Origin of the sequence: Devosia soli (genome assembly GCF_000970455.1) — a bacterium.
GTDB classification, from domain to species: domain Bacteria; phylum Pseudomonadota; class Alphaproteobacteria; order Rhizobiales; family Devosiaceae; genus Devosia; species Devosia soli.
The window spans coordinates 390,170-406,106 of sequence record NZ_LAJG01000042.1 but is presented as its reverse complement, the minus strand read 5'-3'; the positions used below and the strand labels follow the sequence as shown (position 1 = coordinate 406,106).

General features: G+C 61.8%; 14 protein-coding genes. 11 read left to right on the top strand and 3 right to left on the bottom strand.

Annotated features, from left to right (window positions below; genetic code table 11):
- The coding region (locus VW35_RS18505; RefSeq protein WP_046144519.1) for an SEL1-like repeat protein at window positions 1-1,368 on the top strand (1,368 nt) is incomplete at its 5' end.
- A gap of 110 nt (window positions 1,369-1,478) precedes the next feature.
- Here the strand turns inward: VW35_RS18505 and VW35_RS18500 are convergent.
- The 3 genes from VW35_RS18500 to VW35_RS18490 are packed head-to-tail and all read right to left on the bottom strand — an operon-like array spanning window position 1,479 to window position 5,208.
- Window positions 1,479-3,017, bottom strand: a complete 1,539-nt coding sequence (locus VW35_RS18500) for a hypothetical protein (protein WP_152662656.1) — start codon at window positions 3,015-3,017, stop codon at window positions 1,479-1,481.
- A gap of 4 nt (window positions 3,018-3,021) precedes the next feature.
- Entirely contained in the window at window positions 3,022-3,960 is a 939-nt protein-coding gene (locus VW35_RS18495; RefSeq protein WP_046144517.1) for a DUF6384 family protein, read from the bottom strand.
- 30 nt (window positions 3,961-3,990) lie between these two features.
- Window positions 3,991-5,208, bottom strand: coding sequence for a hypothetical protein (locus tag VW35_RS18490; RefSeq protein WP_046144516.1), 1,218 nt, complete (start codon window positions 5,206-5,208; stop codon window positions 3,991-3,993).
- A 221-nt stretch (window positions 5,209-5,429) separates the two neighbouring features.
- On the opposite strand from VW35_RS18490, the gene VW35_RS18485 reads away from it, so the two are divergent.
- The 10 genes from VW35_RS18485 to VW35_RS18445 all read left to right on the top strand — a co-directional run bounded on the left by VW35_RS18485 (window position 5,430) and on the right by VW35_RS18445 (window position 15,908).
- Window positions 5,430-5,894 (top strand): SRPBCC family protein, encoded by a 465-nt coding sequence (locus VW35_RS18485; protein WP_046144515.1) that lies wholly within the window; start codon window positions 5,430-5,432, stop codon window positions 5,892-5,894.
- 108 nt (window positions 5,895-6,002) lie between these two features.
- Entirely contained in the window at window positions 6,003-6,125 is a 123-nt protein-coding gene (locus VW35_RS22180) for a hypothetical protein (RefSeq protein ID WP_280136772.1), read from the top strand.
- Between the two features lie 181 nt (window positions 6,126-6,306).
- The gene (locus VW35_RS18480; protein WP_046144514.1) at window positions 6,307-7,311 is read left to right on the top strand and encodes a BMP family lipoprotein; all 1,005 of its coding nucleotides are present in this window, start codon (window positions 6,307-6,309) and stop codon (window positions 7,309-7,311) included.
- A 24-nt stretch (window positions 7,312-7,335) separates the two neighbouring features.
- Window positions 7,336-8,943 (top strand): ABC transporter ATP-binding protein, encoded by a 1,608-nt coding sequence (locus VW35_RS18475; RefSeq protein ID WP_046144513.1) that lies wholly within the window; start codon window positions 7,336-7,338, stop codon window positions 8,941-8,943.
- Window positions 8,940-10,070 (top strand): ABC transporter permease, encoded by a 1,131-nt coding sequence (locus VW35_RS18470; protein ID WP_046144512.1) that lies wholly within the window; start codon window positions 8,940-8,942, stop codon window positions 10,068-10,070. The genes VW35_RS18475 and VW35_RS18470 overlap by 4 nt, the downstream gene beginning before the upstream one ends.
- Before the next feature lies 1 nt (window position 10,071).
- On the top strand, window positions 10,072-11,040 hold the full coding sequence (locus VW35_RS18465; RefSeq protein ID WP_046144511.1) for an ABC transporter permease: 969 nt from the start codon (window positions 10,072-10,074) through the stop codon (window positions 11,038-11,040).
- Window positions 11,041-11,187: 147 nt separating this feature from the next.
- Window positions 11,188-11,592, top strand: a complete 405-nt coding sequence (locus tag VW35_RS18460) for a cytidine deaminase (RefSeq protein WP_046144510.1) — start codon at window positions 11,188-11,190, stop codon at window positions 11,590-11,592.
- Between the two features lie 154 nt (window positions 11,593-11,746).
- Window positions 11,747-12,541 (top strand): purine-nucleoside phosphorylase, encoded by a 795-nt coding sequence (locus tag VW35_RS18455; protein ID WP_046144509.1) that lies wholly within the window; start codon window positions 11,747-11,749, stop codon window positions 12,539-12,541.
- A complete protein-coding gene (deoC, locus tag VW35_RS18450; RefSeq protein ID WP_046144508.1) occupies window positions 12,538-13,533 on the top strand; it encodes a deoxyribose-phosphate aldolase in 996 nt (331 codons plus the stop codon). Before VW35_RS18455 ends, deoC begins: the two co-directional genes overlap by 4 nt.
- An 8-nt stretch (window positions 13,534-13,541) precedes the next feature.
- Window positions 13,542-15,908, top strand: a complete 2,367-nt coding sequence (locus VW35_RS18445) for an aldehyde dehydrogenase family protein (protein WP_046144507.1) — start codon at window positions 13,542-13,544, stop codon at window positions 15,906-15,908.
- Window positions 15,909-15,937: the final 29 nt, after the last annotated feature.

Sequence of the window (15,937 nt, the reverse complement as noted above, 5' to 3'; positions counted from 1 at the left end):
GCCGAAGCCCGCCGCCCCCGCAAGGCTGCGCCTGCGGCCGCCGCTGCCCCCCAAATCGCGGAGGACGCCACCGAGGCTGCGCCGAGCTTCCTCACGCGCTATCGCCGCCCGCTTCTTCTTACCGCGGCGCTGATCGCCGTCTCCATGCTGACGCTCAACCTCGTGCTGCAGCGGATGAATTCCGAGGCGCCGCCAGCGCCGGCTCCTGCCGAGACGACAGTGCCTGCCGCGCCGCAGGAAACCGTGTCGACCGATCCGGTTCCCGCTGCAGAAGTGTCCGAGCTTGTCGCCCCGCGCGTTATCGACATGGTCGATGCCACCGCGGTCGGCTCGATCAATCCGGGCGAGCGCATGAGCTTTACCCGGCCGAACGACGTGACACCAATGCCGCCTGCGCTCTTTGCGCAGGAAACCGTCAAGCCGGCTGGCGACATCATCGAGACCATCAATGAGGACACCAACGATCCGGTGATCGGCGCCATTGGCCCTGTGGCCGCGACCAAGGCCGAGACGTTCGAACTTCCGCCAGAAGGGCTGGGCCCGATAGAACTACGCCAGGCCGCCGCCGATGGCGATGCACGCGCCCAGTTCGAAATCGCCGCGATCTATACCGAAGGCCAGGCCGTGCCGGCCAATCCCGAAGAAGCGGCCAAGTGGTACGAGCGCTCCGCCTCCCAGGGTTTCGCTCCCGCGCAATACCGCCTAGGCAATCTTTATGAAGCCGGCACCGGTGTCGAAAAGGACCTCGAAGTCGCCCGCCTCTGGTATCAGCGCGCTGCCGAAGCTGGCAACCGCATGGCCATGCACAACCTTGCCGCGCTCTATGCGGGCGGGGCGCTGGGCGAACAAAAGTTCGAGCCGGCTGCCGAATGGTTCCAGCAGGCCGCCGCCCGCGGCATGACCGACAGCCAGTTCAACCTCGGCATGCTTTATGCCCGTGGTCTGGGCATCGAGCAGAATTTCGAGCAGTCCTACAAGTGGTTCTCCCTGGCCGCCAAGGCCGGCGATGCGGATGCCGGCAAGGCACGCGACGATATCGCCAAATCGCTGACGGCGGACGCGGTCAGCCGCATTCAGGCCGAAGTCGACGCCTGGCAGAGCGAGCCGATCAAGCTCGACGCCAATTTTGCCCCTATCGGCACCTGGTCACCGACCTTCAATGCCGGTGAGACGATCACCACGCGCGAAGTCATCTCCCGCGTCCAGCAGGCGCTCAATCGACTGGGTTACCAGGTAGGCACACCCGATGGCGTTGCCGGCCCTAAGACCGCCGAAGCGATCAAAACCTTCGAACGCGGCACGGGTATGAGCGAAACCGGCAAGGTCAATCCGCGCCTCCTGGCGGTGCTCGGCAGCCAGCCTGTCTAGCGATCCGGATATTATAATCCTCGGGACCTTCCCGAGGATGTTTTTCCATCAAAGATAAGATGAAGGCGGGCCCCTGGGACCGAACCCGAGGGTTACATCAAGGGGCGGGTCTAGAATCCGCCGCCGGTCTTGAAGCCGGAATGCTTGCGCGTGCCGGAGCTGCCCGTGCGGGGGCGCGAAAAGCCGCCGCCGCTCGAGCCGCCACCGCCCCAGCCGCCACCGAAGCCACCTGGCGAACGTGGCCTGCGATTGCCCGAAGAGCCGCCGGCAGTCGAATTGTCGGGCCATTGGAAGCCCCCGCCATGCTCTGGCCAAGGCGAGGAACTGCGGCGCTGGGACGAACTCCCCGATCCCCATTCGTTGCCGGGCGCCCAGTTCTGGCTCTTGCGCCACTGTTCCCAGTAACTTGCTGCCGAAATGCCGCCGCGCAGGAAATCGTTGAGAAGATCGCCGACGAGCTTGTCCTCGCCAAAGCTCGAGCGCGGATCATCGAACCGCTGTTTCTTGAATTCCCACTGGATGTCTTCAAGTTCGCGCCGGCGGGCGGCAAGGGTCTTGCTCCGCTCGCGCAGATCGCGGCTTTCTTCTTCTTCCTCCCGCAGGCGTGCGCGGGATTCGTCGATCTGGGCGACGATGGTATCGTCCTGTCCGGTGCGGGTGAGCCGCGCCTCGGCAAGAAGTGTCTGGATGTCTTCCTGGCCGAGCGCCGCCGCAAGGGCCGATGCGGCCGAGGCGAGGGCAGGGTCCTCGCCATCGGTCAGGCGCTGCAGCTTTTCGCTGGCTGCATCCCGCTTGTCTTCCGCTTCGACAATCGCCGCATCGATCGCCTGCAGGTCGGCTTCGGCCTTGGCTTTCGCATCGCGAAGCGGCTTGCCGCCGGCCTCGTCCGCAGCCTCGTTGGCGAGCGTGTCGAGTGCCGCGTCGGCGGCCTGCGCATTGGCTTCCTGCCGTTCGGCATGCTCGCGCAGCCGCTGCGGAATATCGTTGAGCATGGCGTAGTTCGGCCGCGCTTTCTGGAAGCCGACAAGATTGGCCACGAGCCCATCGAGATAGCGCACGAGATTATTCGCCTTATAGGCGCTGGTGCCGAAACCGGCATCCCACAGATAGCTGAAGAGCGGATCGTCGCGGTAAGGCTTGCCCTTTTCCTCGCGATCGGCTTCCGCCTGCCGCGTTTTCTCCATGGATTGCTCGGCCACCTCGGCGAGCATTTCGGCGTCCTGACGCTTGGCCAAAAAGGCTGGGTCCGTGTCGAGCCGGGCCGAGACCTGTTGCAGCAGCGCGTCGAGCGCGTTTTGCCGCTCGGCCAGGTCCGCTGCCGCGTTACGCCGGCGTTCGAGCAGCGAGACCCGCGCCGCTTCAAGATCGTCGATCTCTTTCTGCGCGGCCTCGACGGCCTTGCCATGGGCCTTGAGCGTTTCCCGCGCCCGGCTTTCGGCGCTCGAAATGCGGCCGTCGAGTTCGGCCTGCACCGACGGGTCGAGACGCAGTTGCGCCAGTTGCCGGAAAAGTTCGGCTTCGCTTTCCTTGATCTTGGCGATGACTTCGGCAGAGCGTGCAAGGCGCCGGGAAATCTCGTCTTCCTCGCGCCGGATGTCGCGCATCGCCTCTTCAAGGCTCGCCAATGCCTGGGGGCCACCTATGCTCATGCCATCACCACTGGGTCAGTGCGCCGTCGAGCACGGGCATCAGATATTCAAGATCGAGAAAGCCGTCGGATTTCCGGCCCACTTCATTGGCCTGGATGATGCCATCGTCGCGCTTATCGGCTGCCACGGCATTATAGACGCTCTCGGGCACGCGCTGGCCCCAGACCGAAACGGTCTCGGTCTGCCCGGTTTCCTCGTTGAGGATCGGCAGGCTCAGGACATTGCCGTCCGGGTCGCGCGCTTCGACGACGAGATAGTAATTGGTGGCGTCGGTGTTGATTTCGGGAAAGGTCCAGAAGCCCGATTGTTCTCCTGAGCGATTGACGACCTGAACCACATATTCCTGGCGCAAACGGTCGCGAAGCGCGGTCAAGTCCGTGATGACGTCTTCCGCCCCGGTGCGGTTGCCCTCGGCAGCAAAGGCCTTGCCGCGCTTGACCAGCGCATCGGCCTCGACCACTGCCTGTTGCACCTTGGTTTCATCGAAAATGGTTTGGTAAAGCGCATCCATCTGCGCCGGCAGGCCTTCGGTCAGTTCGACCTGTTCCTGATGCGCCCTGTTTGCCGCGATCGGCTGGTATACGCCAAAATAGCCAACCCCCAGCGCGAGGATCGCTCCCAGCGCAAACACGACCGGACGGCCCCAGCGCTGACGCGACACATAAAGCCGGGCGAGGCTGGTCTTGAGGCCCGGGGCGGGCGAATCGTAGGCAAAACGGCTTTGCGCGAGTGCCTCGACGCCCTCGCGTAGAATGTGATCCGGTACTTCGATGCCCTGCTGGCGATAAATCTCGCGCAGGCGCTCGATTAGCTGCGCCTCGCGCGCCGAGCCATCGAGCTCACGGGTCACGAGATCCTGCCGATGGCGCAGTGTATCCACCACGTCCATCGCCAGCATGACTTCATCGAGAGGGGCAGCCGTCTTGGCCGTCGCGTCACTCATCCTCTGGGCCTATTTCTCCACCTGGCCCTGTCAGTTCTTGGTTTCGAGCAAGAGGGCATTGCCCTCTGCCGCCAATGTCGCAAGCCGGCGCTTGCCGTCTTCGACGGCGTCACGGATTTCGGCCGAGTTCTTGGTCGAAGCCAGGCGCATCTCGTTGATGATGGTGCGGCTTTTTTCCTGGAAGTTGACGACGCTATCGACGAGCTTTTTGACCGCATCGGCCCGCACCGTCGGGCCATAGCCGGCCTTGACCGCTTCTTCCTGCACCTTGTCGCCGATTTCGGAGAGCGTTTCGAGGCTCTTCGACATACCTTCCTTCATCGCGTTCAGCGTCTGGGTGGATTCGTTGAGCCCGAACATGCCGGTGAAGGACGCCGAAAGCGCCGTCAGCACCGTTTCATTGGTCGAAAAGAACGAGATCGACTGTTGATAGACCCGTTCCTTGGCATTGGTCGTCTGCATCAGCCGCGCCATCACCACTTCCGAAGTATTGTAGGAAATGGTCAGGTTGTCCGAGAGGTCCTTGGCGATCTGATAGCGCTTTTCTTCGTTCTGCATCTCGCGGAGGCGCTCGTCGCGCGCCATTTCGAGGCGCGCCCGGTCAGCCGGGACCGTTCCGGCATAGGCGGCCAGTTCATCGGCGGATTTTTGCAGAACGTTCTTTTTTTCCTCGAGCCGCTGTTCGGCCGTGTGCAGCACTTCGAGTGCCATCACTTCGGCCTGCTTCAGGGCGCCGCGGAAATCGCGATAGGCTTCGAGGATGATCTGCTCGCGATCGATCTGGTCCTTGGTGTCCTTGGTGACGGCGAGGTAAGTGTCGCGAATGGAGTTGAAGCGCGTGGCGATATCGCCCCGGCTCACCTTCATCCAGACGTTCGAGACGCGCTCCATCATGTCGAGCTTGTTGTCGGCAAGTTGGTCGACCAGCATCTTGGCATCGTCGCGAATGGAATCGAAGCCCTTGGTGATCTCTTCGTAGCGCTCGCCGATCTTCATGGCGGCGACCTGCTCGCGCACCACTTCGTTAAAGGCGCTCGCCTGGGAAAGCGTGCGGCCGATCAGGATGACGCGCGTTTGGTCGAGTTCGGTGATCTGGCTCAACAGTCCGGTGATCGGCTGCTCGCCCTGCTGTTCGGGCCAGATGCCGAGGTCGCGGATGGCGTTGACGGCCTTATCGAGATACTGCAGCGGCCGTTCCGTCACGACGCTGGAAGTGCTCTGCGGTGCGGTGGTCACTTGGTCGGTCATCGATCGCTCCCTGTCCATTTGGCGGCCCGTCAGGCCATGGGGTGCCCATGCACCCTAGATTGCGCGTGAAGCCTCTGCTGACAATTGCATCGTCTCGCTCCCGCAACTATTTAGTCCATATTGGTGCGAAAAAGCCGCACGTAAAGACTGGGGTCCGCCACCATGATTTTGCTCAATTTTATGACGTCGCCGCGACGCCTTTGTGGCGGGGTTCAGGCCTAATGGAATTCGGTGGCCGCTATCTCATGTCCGCCCCGCGCGCCCGCATCTGGGAGGCGCTGAACGACCCCACCATGCTCAAGGCCGCCATCCCTGGCTGCAGCCATATCGACTGGTCCGGCCCCGGCACGCTCGACCTCGAAATCAAGGTCAACCTCGGCGTCATGCAGCCGACTTTTAAGGGCGAACTCGCGCTTTCCGATATCGTCCCGGCAGAAAGCTACACGCTTTCCGGCCGCGGCAAGGGCGGCTTCATGGGCCTTGCCGAAGGCAGCGCCGATGTCGCCCTTATCGATGAAGGTCCCGACACCATCCTCACCTTCCGGGCCGATGGCGGCGCTTCGGGCCAGATCATGAAGCTCGGCAAGGCGATCATCGGCAGTTCGGCGCAGCGCATCATCGATGGCTTTTTCGAGCGTTTCGGCGCCGCCGCGGGCATCGCGGTCACGCCACTGCCCCAGGATTAACCGGCGGTTCACCATAAGAAAACTTTGCCCCGGGGCGGCCACAATCCCGACCCGGCCCGAGCGTTAGAGACACGCCTGTCAACATTTGCAATTTGTCTCAAAATGAATATGACCAGCCGGACGCGCGATGGTATCGCGCTTTATCTCATAGCCGCCGTCGCCGTTCTTTGCGTGCTTTACGCCGATGTCGATCTCGGCACGCAGTTCCAGGCGATCCTTGCGCGCTGGTAGTCAATTGCCTGTTGCCCTCGGGTGACAGAATATCTCCCCGAGAATTTTGACCATCCGGAAAAATAATAGCCGATCCCTCTTGCGGGGCGGGTCATTCAACGATTTTATTCTTTGTTAGGACATTGGGACTGGCCCCGAGGGGGTGCCAGGCCACACGATGTCAGACAGGGAGACTAAATCCATGAAATTCTCAACCCTCACCAAGGCTCTGACCGGTGGCATTGCCCTGAGCGCGATCCTGACCGGCGCTGCCTTGGCCGATCCGGCCGTGATCTATGACCTCGGCGGCAAGTTCGACAAGTCGTTCAACGAAGCAGCCTACAATGGCGCCGAAGCCTGGAAGGCCGCAACTGGCGGCAACTTCCTCGATCTCGAACTGCAGAACGATGCGCAGCGCGAGCAGGCCCTTCGCCGCTTTGCCGGTCAGGGCGCCAACCCGATCGTGATGGCCGGCTTCTCCTGGACCGCCGCGCTCACCGCCGTCGCCTCGGAATTCCCCGATACCAATTTCGTCGTCATCGACACCGTCGTCGATGCGCCCAACGTGCAGTCGATCCTGTTCGACGAGCACACCGGCTCGTTCCTCGTCGGCGTTCTTGCGGCCATGAAGTCCGAAACCGGTACGGTCGGCTTCGTCGGCGGCATGGACGTTCCGCTGATCCACAAGTTCTATTGCGGCTATGCCCAGGGCGCCAAGGCCGTGAACCCCGATATCAAGCTGATCGAGAACTACACCGGCACCACGCCTGCCGCCTGGAATGACCCGGTGACCGCTGGCGAACTCGCCAAGGCTGCCGTCGATGCCGGCGCAGACGTCGTTTACGCAGCAGCCGGTGGCTCGGGCCTCGGCGTTCTCCAGGCCATGAAGGACGCTGGCAAGTTCTCGATCGGTGTCGATTCCAACCAGAACTACCTCCAGCCCGGTTCGGTCCTGACCTCGATGCTCAAGCGCGTCGACGTTGCCGTCCAGAACGCGCTGACGGAAGCTGCCGATGATGCGACCTTCAAGCCAGGCCTGACCGTTCTCGGCCTTGCCAATGACGGCGTCGGCTATGCCGTGGATGAATACAATGAAGCCCTCATCACGCCGGAAATGACTGCCGCGGCCGAAGACTACAAGGCCAAGATCATCGCCGGTGACGTTGAGGTCCACGACTACACCACCGATTCTACCTGCCCGCTCTAAGCGCTCGGCATGAGTGAGAACTCCATGAACACGCAGCGGCCGGAAACGGCCGCTGCATCCGCACCAGCCAATGGCTGGGCGATCGAGCTTGAAAAGATCAACAAGCGGTTCGGCGCCGTTCACGCCAACAAGGACATCGATCTGAAAATTGCACGCGGCACCATCCACGGCATCGTGGGTGAGAATGGCGCGGGCAAATCCACGCTCATGTCCATCCTCTATGGCTTCTACACGGCCGACAGCGGCACGATCCGTGTCAATGGCGCCGAAGCCAATATCGCCGACAGCCGGCAGGCGCTCGCGCTTGGCATCGGCATGGTGCACCAGCATTTCATGCTGGTCGACAATTTCTCGGTCCTCGAAAACATCGTCCTCGGCGCCGAAGATTCCGGCTTCCTCAAGCCCAGCCTCAATCGCGCTCGCAAGGAACTCGACCGGCTCGAAAAGGAATATGGGCTCGAAGTCGATCCCGATGCCATCATCGAGGATATTTCGGTCGGCCAGCAGCAGCGCGTCGAAATCCTCAAGGCGCTCTATCGCGGCGCCGAAACCCTCATTCTCGACGAACCGACCGGCGTCCTAACCCCCAAGGAAGCCGACGACCTCTTCCGCGTCCTCGAAACGCTCCGCGCCCAGGGCAAGACGGTGATCCTCATCACCCACAAGCTGCGCGAGATCATGGCGATCACCGATAATGTCTCGGTCATGCGCCAGGGCCAGATGGTCGCGACCGTCAAGACCAGCGAAACCAGTCCCGAAGAACTGGCCGAACTCATGGTTGGCCGCCGCGTGCTCCTCCGCGTCGACAAGACCGCCGCCAACCCAGGCAAGACCCTCCTGGAAGTCCAGAATCTCGTCGTTGCCGACGATATGGGCGTCACCCGCGTCAAGGATGTCAGCTTTGCCATCCGCGCCGGCGAGATCGTCGGCATTGCCGGCGTTTCAGGCAATGGCCAGTCCGAATTGCTCGAATCCATCACCGGCATGCGCGATCAGAAATCGGGCACCGTTGTTCTCAACGGCAAGCCGCTCTCGCTCGAAGGCGATGATGGAGCGGCACGCGCTCGCCAGGCTGGCCTCGCCCACGTGCCCGAGGACCGCCAGCGCATGGGCCTCGTTACGACCTTCCAGGAATGGGAAAACGCCATTCTCGGCTATCACGACAAGCCCGCCTATGGCTCGGGCGCTTTCCTCGATATCGCCGCCGCTAAAAAGGCAGCCGCCGATCAGGTCAAGCTCTTTGACGTCCGCCCAGCCAATATCAATCTGAAATCATCGCTCTTTTCTGGCGGCAATCAGCAAAAGATCGTCCTCGCCCGCGAAATGGAGCAGGACCCGGACGTGCTGGTCATCGGTCAGCCGACCCGCGGCGTCGATATCGGCGCCATCGAATTCATCCACAATGAAATCATCAAGATGCGCGACGAGGGCAAGGCGATCCTGCTCGTGTCCGTCGAGCTCGATGAAATCCGCTCCCTCGCCGATCGCATCCTCGTCATGTTCGATGGCGTCATCGTCGGCGAAGCCGATCCGGCAACTGCAACTGAAGGCGAACTCGGCCTGATGATGGCCGGCATCAACAAGACCGCGCCCCGCACCATCGGCATTGCCGAACAGGGACCTCTTCCATGAGCGCACATAGACCTCTACCGCGCTGGGCCGATATCGCCCTCCTGCCGGCCCTAAACCTTCTTCTCGCCTTCCTCGTCTCGGGCCTTGTCGTGCTGCTCGTCGGCGAAAATCCGTTTCATGCCATTCAGGTCATCCTTTATGGCGCCTTCGGCTATGGCGATGGATTTGGATACACGCTTTATTACGCCACCAATTTCATCTTTACCGGTCTTGCGGTGGCCGTTGCCGCCCACGCCGGGCTCTTCAATATCGGCGGCGATGGCCAGGCCTATGTCGCCGGTCTCGGCGCCGTAGTCGTTGCCCTCGCGCTCGACCAGACCCATTGGCTCATCGCCATGCCGCTGGCCGTCATCGCGGCCGGCGCCGTCGGTGGCTTCTGGGCCTTCGTGCCCGGCTGGCTCCAGGCCAAGCGCGGCAGCCACGTCGTCATCACCACCATCATGTTCAATTTCATCGCCTCGGCGCTGATGGTCTACATGGTCAATCGCGTGCTCAAACCCGCGTCGACCATGGCTCCGGAATCCGAAACCATCGAGGTCGCCGGCCGCGTGCCGCAACTCCGGCAGTTCTTCTCCTTCTTCGGCTATTCCCCAGTCAATCTCTCGATCGTCATCGCCATCGCCGCGCTGATTGGCGTCTATATCCTGATCTGGCACACCAAGTTCGGCTATGCCATGCGCGTCCTCGGCGCCAATCCGACGGCCTCGCGCTATGCCGGTATTTCGAACTCGAAGATGATCATGATCACCATGACCATTTCCGGCGCCCTTGCCGGCATGGTGGCGATCAATGAAGTCATGGGCGTGCAAAACCGTCTGGTGCTCGATTTCGTCGCCGGCGCTGGCTTTGTCGGCATCGCCGTCGCGCTCATGGGCCGCAATCACCCGATCGGCATTGCGCTCGCCGCCATTCTCTTTGGCGCGCTCTATCAAGGCGGGCAGGAATTGCAGTTCGTCATTCCCGGCATCACCCGCGAAATGATCGTCGTGATCCAGGCCCTGGTCATTCTTTTTACCGGTGCCATGGAAGGGCTTTTCCGCCCCTCGCTCGAACGCGCCTTCATGCTGCTCTCGCCCGAGCAGAAATCCGAAGCCATTGCGGTTTCGACCGCCAAGCCGGAGAGCTGAGATGGATCTCGCCGTCATTCTCTCCGTCCTCGATGCCACGATCCGTCTTTCGACGCCGCTCCTCCTCGCCTGCTTGGCGGGGCTCTATTCGGAACGGGCCGGCATTTTCGACATCGGCCTTGAAGGCAAGATGCTGGCCGCCGCTTTCGCGGCCGGTGCCGTCGCCGCCATTTCCGGCTCCGCCTGGCTCGGCCTTCTCGCTGGCATGGCCGTGTCGCTTTCGACGACGCTGCTCCAGGGCGCTGCCGCCATCACGCTCAAGGGCAATCAGTTGATCGCGGGCGTTGCCATCAACATGCTCGCGGCCGGCATGACGACTTTCCTCGGCCAGACCTGGTTCAGCCAGGGTGGTCGTACGCCAGCACTCTCCGAAGGCGGCCGCTTCTCGCCCATCACGCTGCCCTTCGCCAATGAACTTTCAGGCGTGCCCATACTTGGCCCGATCTATTCCGAGCTGATTTCTGGCCACTATATTCTCGTTTATGTCGCCTTCATCATGGTGGCAGTGACGGCATTCGTGCTCTATCGCACCCGCTTCGGCCTTCGTCTTCGTGCCGTGGGTGAAAATCCCAAAGCGGTCGACACCGCCGGCATTTCGGTGGTCAAGCAGCGCTATCAGGCCATCATCATCACCGGCCTTCTCTGCGGTTTGGCCGGCGCTTACTTCTCGATCGCCCAAGGCTCGGGCTTCGGCAACAATATGACCGCCGGCAAGGGCTATATCGCCCTTGCAGCACTGATCTTTGCCAAGTGGAAACCGGTCCCCGCCATGTTTACCTGCCTCCTCTTCGGCTTCCTCGATGCCCTGCAGATCCGTCTGCAGAATTTCGAGTTGCCGGTCATCGGCGTCGTCCCCGTCCAGGCCATCCAGGCTCTGCCCTATGTTCTTACAGTCGTGCTCCTCGCCGGCTTCATCGGCAAGGCAGTTGGCCCCAAGGCGGGTGGCGTGCCGTACACGAAGGAGCGGTAGCGCCAGCACAAGGGCACGTGATTGCCCGAAATTCGGTTGTCACACCGGCGAAGGCCGGGTCCCATCCTGAGATCAAGTTGGATCCTGAGATGACAGTCTGGTGTGTTGAAGCGCAGCGCCGATCATCGGCGAGAGGAGAACAAACAAATGACCGATACTGATAAATCCCTCTTCGCCGCCGCCGAAGCCATCCGCGCCAAGGCCTATGCGCCCTATTCGAATTTCCAGGTCGGCGCCGCCATCCTTGCCGATGACGGCAAGATCTATTCGGGCTGCAACATCGAAAACGCCGCCTACCCGCAGGGCAATTGCGCCGAAACCTCAGCTATCGCCGCCATGATCGCCGGCGGCGCCCGCCGCATCACGCGTATCTACGTCACCGGCCCCGGCGCCAATCCCGTCACCCCCTGCGGCGGCTGCCGCCAACGCATCCGCGAATTCGCCGATCTCGATGTTGAGGTGATCTCGCATGGAGTCGATGGAGCGCCGCTTGTGCAGACACTGGGACAGCTCTTGCCGCACAGTTTTGGGCCGGAGTTCCTCGGCAAATGACGATGTCCCCCCTCCCAGCCTCCTCGACAAGGGGGGAGGTGTCGCATCCAGTTTCTGGCACAAGCCTATCCCACCCACCGGCCCTGCACCTCCCCCTTGATGGGGGAGGCAGGGAGGGGGTGTCGGCAATGATAGATCTCTCGGACCTGACCCAATGACCAAAGCCGCCAAAACCATTCGCAAGATCGCCGGTGAAGAACCCATCGTCGCCGCGCTGACCTTCGGCTCCGGCCTCTCGGCCATTGGTGATCTCCTCGAAGACAAGGTCAACATTCCCTATTCCGAACTCAGGGATTTTCCGGGCGCCGGCGTTTCCGGCCACGGCCGTGATCTGTTGATCGGCACGATGAGCGGCAAGCGCATCGCCATTCTCACCGGCCGCGAGCACTATTATGAGCACGGCAATGCCGCTGCCATGCGTCCCGCGCTCGAGACCATGGCCGAGCTTGGCGCCAAGACGCTGCTCCTGACCAATTCCGCCGGCTCGCTCGACGAAAACCTACGCCCCGGCGATCTCATGCTGATCTCCGATCACATCAATTATGCCGGCATGAACCCGCTGATCGGCGAGCCGACCGACCGCCGTTTTGTGAACATGGTCGATTGCTATAATTCCGATCTGCGCGCCAAGGCCAAGGCTGCCGGCGAAAAGCTCGGTATCAAGGTCGGGGAGGGGATCTACCTCTGGTATTCCGGCCCGAGCTTTGAAACCATCGCCGAAATCCAGATGGCCATCCGTCTCGGCGCCAATGCCGTTGGCATGTCGACCGCTCCGGAAGTGATCCTCGGACGCTTTCTGGGGCTGAAAGTCTGGGCCTGCTCGTCCATCACCAATATGGGCGCCGGCCTGTCGAACGAAAACATCAGCCATGAGCATACCAAAACCATGGCGGTGCAAGGGGCGGCCAAGCTGCAAAAGCTGATCCCGGCCCTCGTGGAGGAGCTATGAGTCTCAAGGTCGTCGACAATAGCGGGAGCAGCCACGCGCCCGCTCACAAGCGCAATCCGGGCTATCCGCTCGATCTCGATTGGGTCGAACGCGTTCGCATGAACCGCTCGGCTCTCGAGCGCCGCGCCGGCTCCATCGGCGCGCGCCGCACGGTCAAGAAGGACTATCAGCTCGCCTGGCTCTTGAAAGCCATCACGCTGATCGACCTGACAACGCTCAATGCCGACGATACGCCCGGCCGCGTCGAGCGCCTCTGCGCCAAGGCGCGTAATCCGCTCCGCGCCGATATCGTCGATAAGCTCGGGGTCAAAGATCTCCGCATCCTCCCCGGCGCCGTCTGCGTCTACCACACCTTCGTCAAGACGGCCGTCGACGCATTGGAGGGCACCGGCATTCCGGTCGCCGCCGTCTCGACTGCCTTCCCACATGGCCTCGCCCCGGTCGAAACCAAGATTGCCGAGATCGAAGCCTCAGTAAAAGACGGCGCTCAGGAAATCGACATCGTCATCGAGCGCGGCATGGTCCTGCGCGGCGATTGGCAGGCGCTCTACGATCAGGTCCGCGCCTTCCGCAAGGCCTGCGGCGATGCGCATATCAAGACCATTCTGGGCACGGGCGAACTCGCGACCCAGACCAATATCGCCAAGGCCTCACTCGTCTGCATGCTGGCCGGCGCCGATTTTATCAAGACCTCGACCGGCAAGGAAAAGGTCAACGCCAATCTCGTCACCTCGCTGACCATGATCCGCATGATCCGCTGGTTCAATGAGGAGACCGGCATCGAGATCGGCTACAAACCGGCCGGCGGCATCGCCACCGCGGGCGATGCGCTCAAATATATGGCGCTGATGAAAGAGGAACTGGGGACCCATTACCTGAATCCCCATTTATTCCGCTTCGGCGCTAGCGGATTGTTAACGGATATAGAACGTCAGCTCGAGCACGGGTTAACCGGCCACTACGCCGCCGACTACCGCCAGCCAATGGTGTGAGGCCACAAATGAACAAGATCGCACAAATCTTCGAAACCCTCGAATACGGCCCCGCACCCGAAACGGCGGACCAGGCAAACGCTTGGCTCGACAGTAAAAACCGCCTTTTCGGCCACTTCATCGACGGCACCTGGACCGCCCCCAGCAAGACTTTTGCTAGCACCAATCCAGCCAATGGCGACAAATTAGCCGACATCACCGACGGCACCCCGGCAGATGTCGATTTGGCCGTCGCCGCCGCTCGCTCTGCCTTCCCATTGTGGAGCGGGCTAAGTGGTTATGAACGCGGGAAATTTCTCTATTCCATCGCCCGCATGATCCAGAAGCACAGCCGCCTCTTCGCCGTGCTCGAAACCATGGACAACGGCAAGCCCATCCGCGAAAGCCGCGACGCCGATATCCCATTGGTCGCACGGCATTTTTATCACCACGCCGGCTGGGCAACGCACCTCCAACGCGAATTCCCCGACCACGTCCCCTACGGCGTCTGCGGCCAGATCATCCCCTGGAATTTCCCGCTGCTGATGCTGGCCTGGAAGATCGCGCCAGCCTTGGCAGCGGGCAATACGGTAGTTCTCAAACCCGCCGAATTCACCTCGCTCACCGCGCTGCTTTTCGCTGAAATCTGCGAGCGCGTTGGACTTCCGAAGGGCGTCGTCAACATCGTCACGGGCGAGGGCGACACCGGCGCGGCGCTGGTAAACCACTCCGACGTCGACAAAATCGCGTTCACCGGTTCGACCGAAGTGGGAAAAATCATTCGCGCCGCCACGGCCGGAACCGGCAAAGGCCTGTCACTCGAACTCGGCGGCAAGTCGCCCTACATCGTCTTCGAAGATGCCGATCTCGACTCTGCTGTGGAAGGGTTGGTGGAAGCCATCTGGTTCAACCAGGGCCAAGTCTGCTGCGCCGGTTCGCGGCTTCTCGTCCAAGAGTCCATCGAGGAACGCTTTATCGCCAAGGTGAAAAAGCGCATGGCAAATCTGCGCGTCGGCGATCCCCTTGATAAGTCAGTCGATATCGGTGCGCTGGTCGCACCAGTGCAGGTCGAACGCATCCGCGACCTGATGAAACGTGGCGTTGCCGAAGGCGCAGTGGTCTATGAGCCCGACGGGCAGGTGCCCGCCAATGGCTGCTTCCTGAAACCCGCGCTCGTCACCAATGTTTCACCTGCCAATACTCTTGTAGCAGAAGAGATTTTTGGCCCTATCCTCGTCGCCATGAGCTTCCGCACGCCGGAAGAAGCGGTGGCCCTCGCCAACAACACCCGCTACGGCCTTGCCGCGACGGTCTGGAGCGAGAACATCAATCTCGCCCTCGATATTGCGCCAAAACTCAAGGCTGGCGTGGTCTGGATCAACGGCACCAACCAGTTCGATGCTGCCGTCGGTTTCGGCGGCTATAAAGAATCCGGTTTCGGTCGCGAAGGCGGCCGCGAAGGTATGTCGGCCTACCTCAGACCTAAGTGGGAGAAGGATTTAACACCTGCGCCCGCGCCGGTTTCCGTGCCTGCGCAGGCAGCAAATCTCCTCGACACTGGCCATCTCGATCAGACCGCCAAGATGTATATCGGCGGCAAGCAGGCACGGCCCGATAGCGGTTACAACCGGCCTGTCCACGGCGCCGGTGGCGCGCTTGTCGGTGAAGTCGGCGATGGCAATCGCAAGGACATCCGCAATGCCGTCGAAGCCGCCCGCGCCGCGCTTGGCTGGGGCACGACTGCGGCGCATTCCCGCGCGCAAATCCTTTATTTCCTCGCTGAAAATCTGGACTATCGCCGCGACGAATTCGCTGCGCGCATCAAGGCGCAGACCGGCGAGGACGGTTCCAAGGAAGTCGCTCAGTCCGTCGAGCGCCTCTTTGCCTTTGCCGGCTGGGCCGACAAATATGATGGCGCGGTCCATAATCCGCCCATGCGCGCCATTGCGGCCGCCATGGTCGAATCTTTGGGTGTGATGGGCATCGTCGCGCCGCCCTCGCGGCCGTTGCTGGGCTCAATTGCCCTGATCGCTCCGGCTCTCGCCATGGGCAATACCGTAGTGTTGGTGCCTTCCGAGCGCTCGCCGCTGTCGATGACGGACTTTTACCAAGTGCTCGAGACTTCCGACATGCCTTCGGGCGTCGTCAACATCGTCACCGGGGAAAGCCTCAGCCTCGCCAAGACCTTGGCCGAACACGATGGCGTCGATGGGCTCTGGTTTGCCGGTTCCGCTGAAGGCTCTGAGATGGTCGAGAAGGCCTCGGTGGGCAATCTCAAGCAGACCTGGACCAGCCGCGGGCTCTACTATGATCTCGCCGATCAGCGCTTTGCCGGGGACTATTTCCTTGGGAAGGCGACGCAGGTGAAGAACGTCTGGATTCCATACGGGGCCTGAGCTTACCCCCACCCAACCTCCCCCTGATA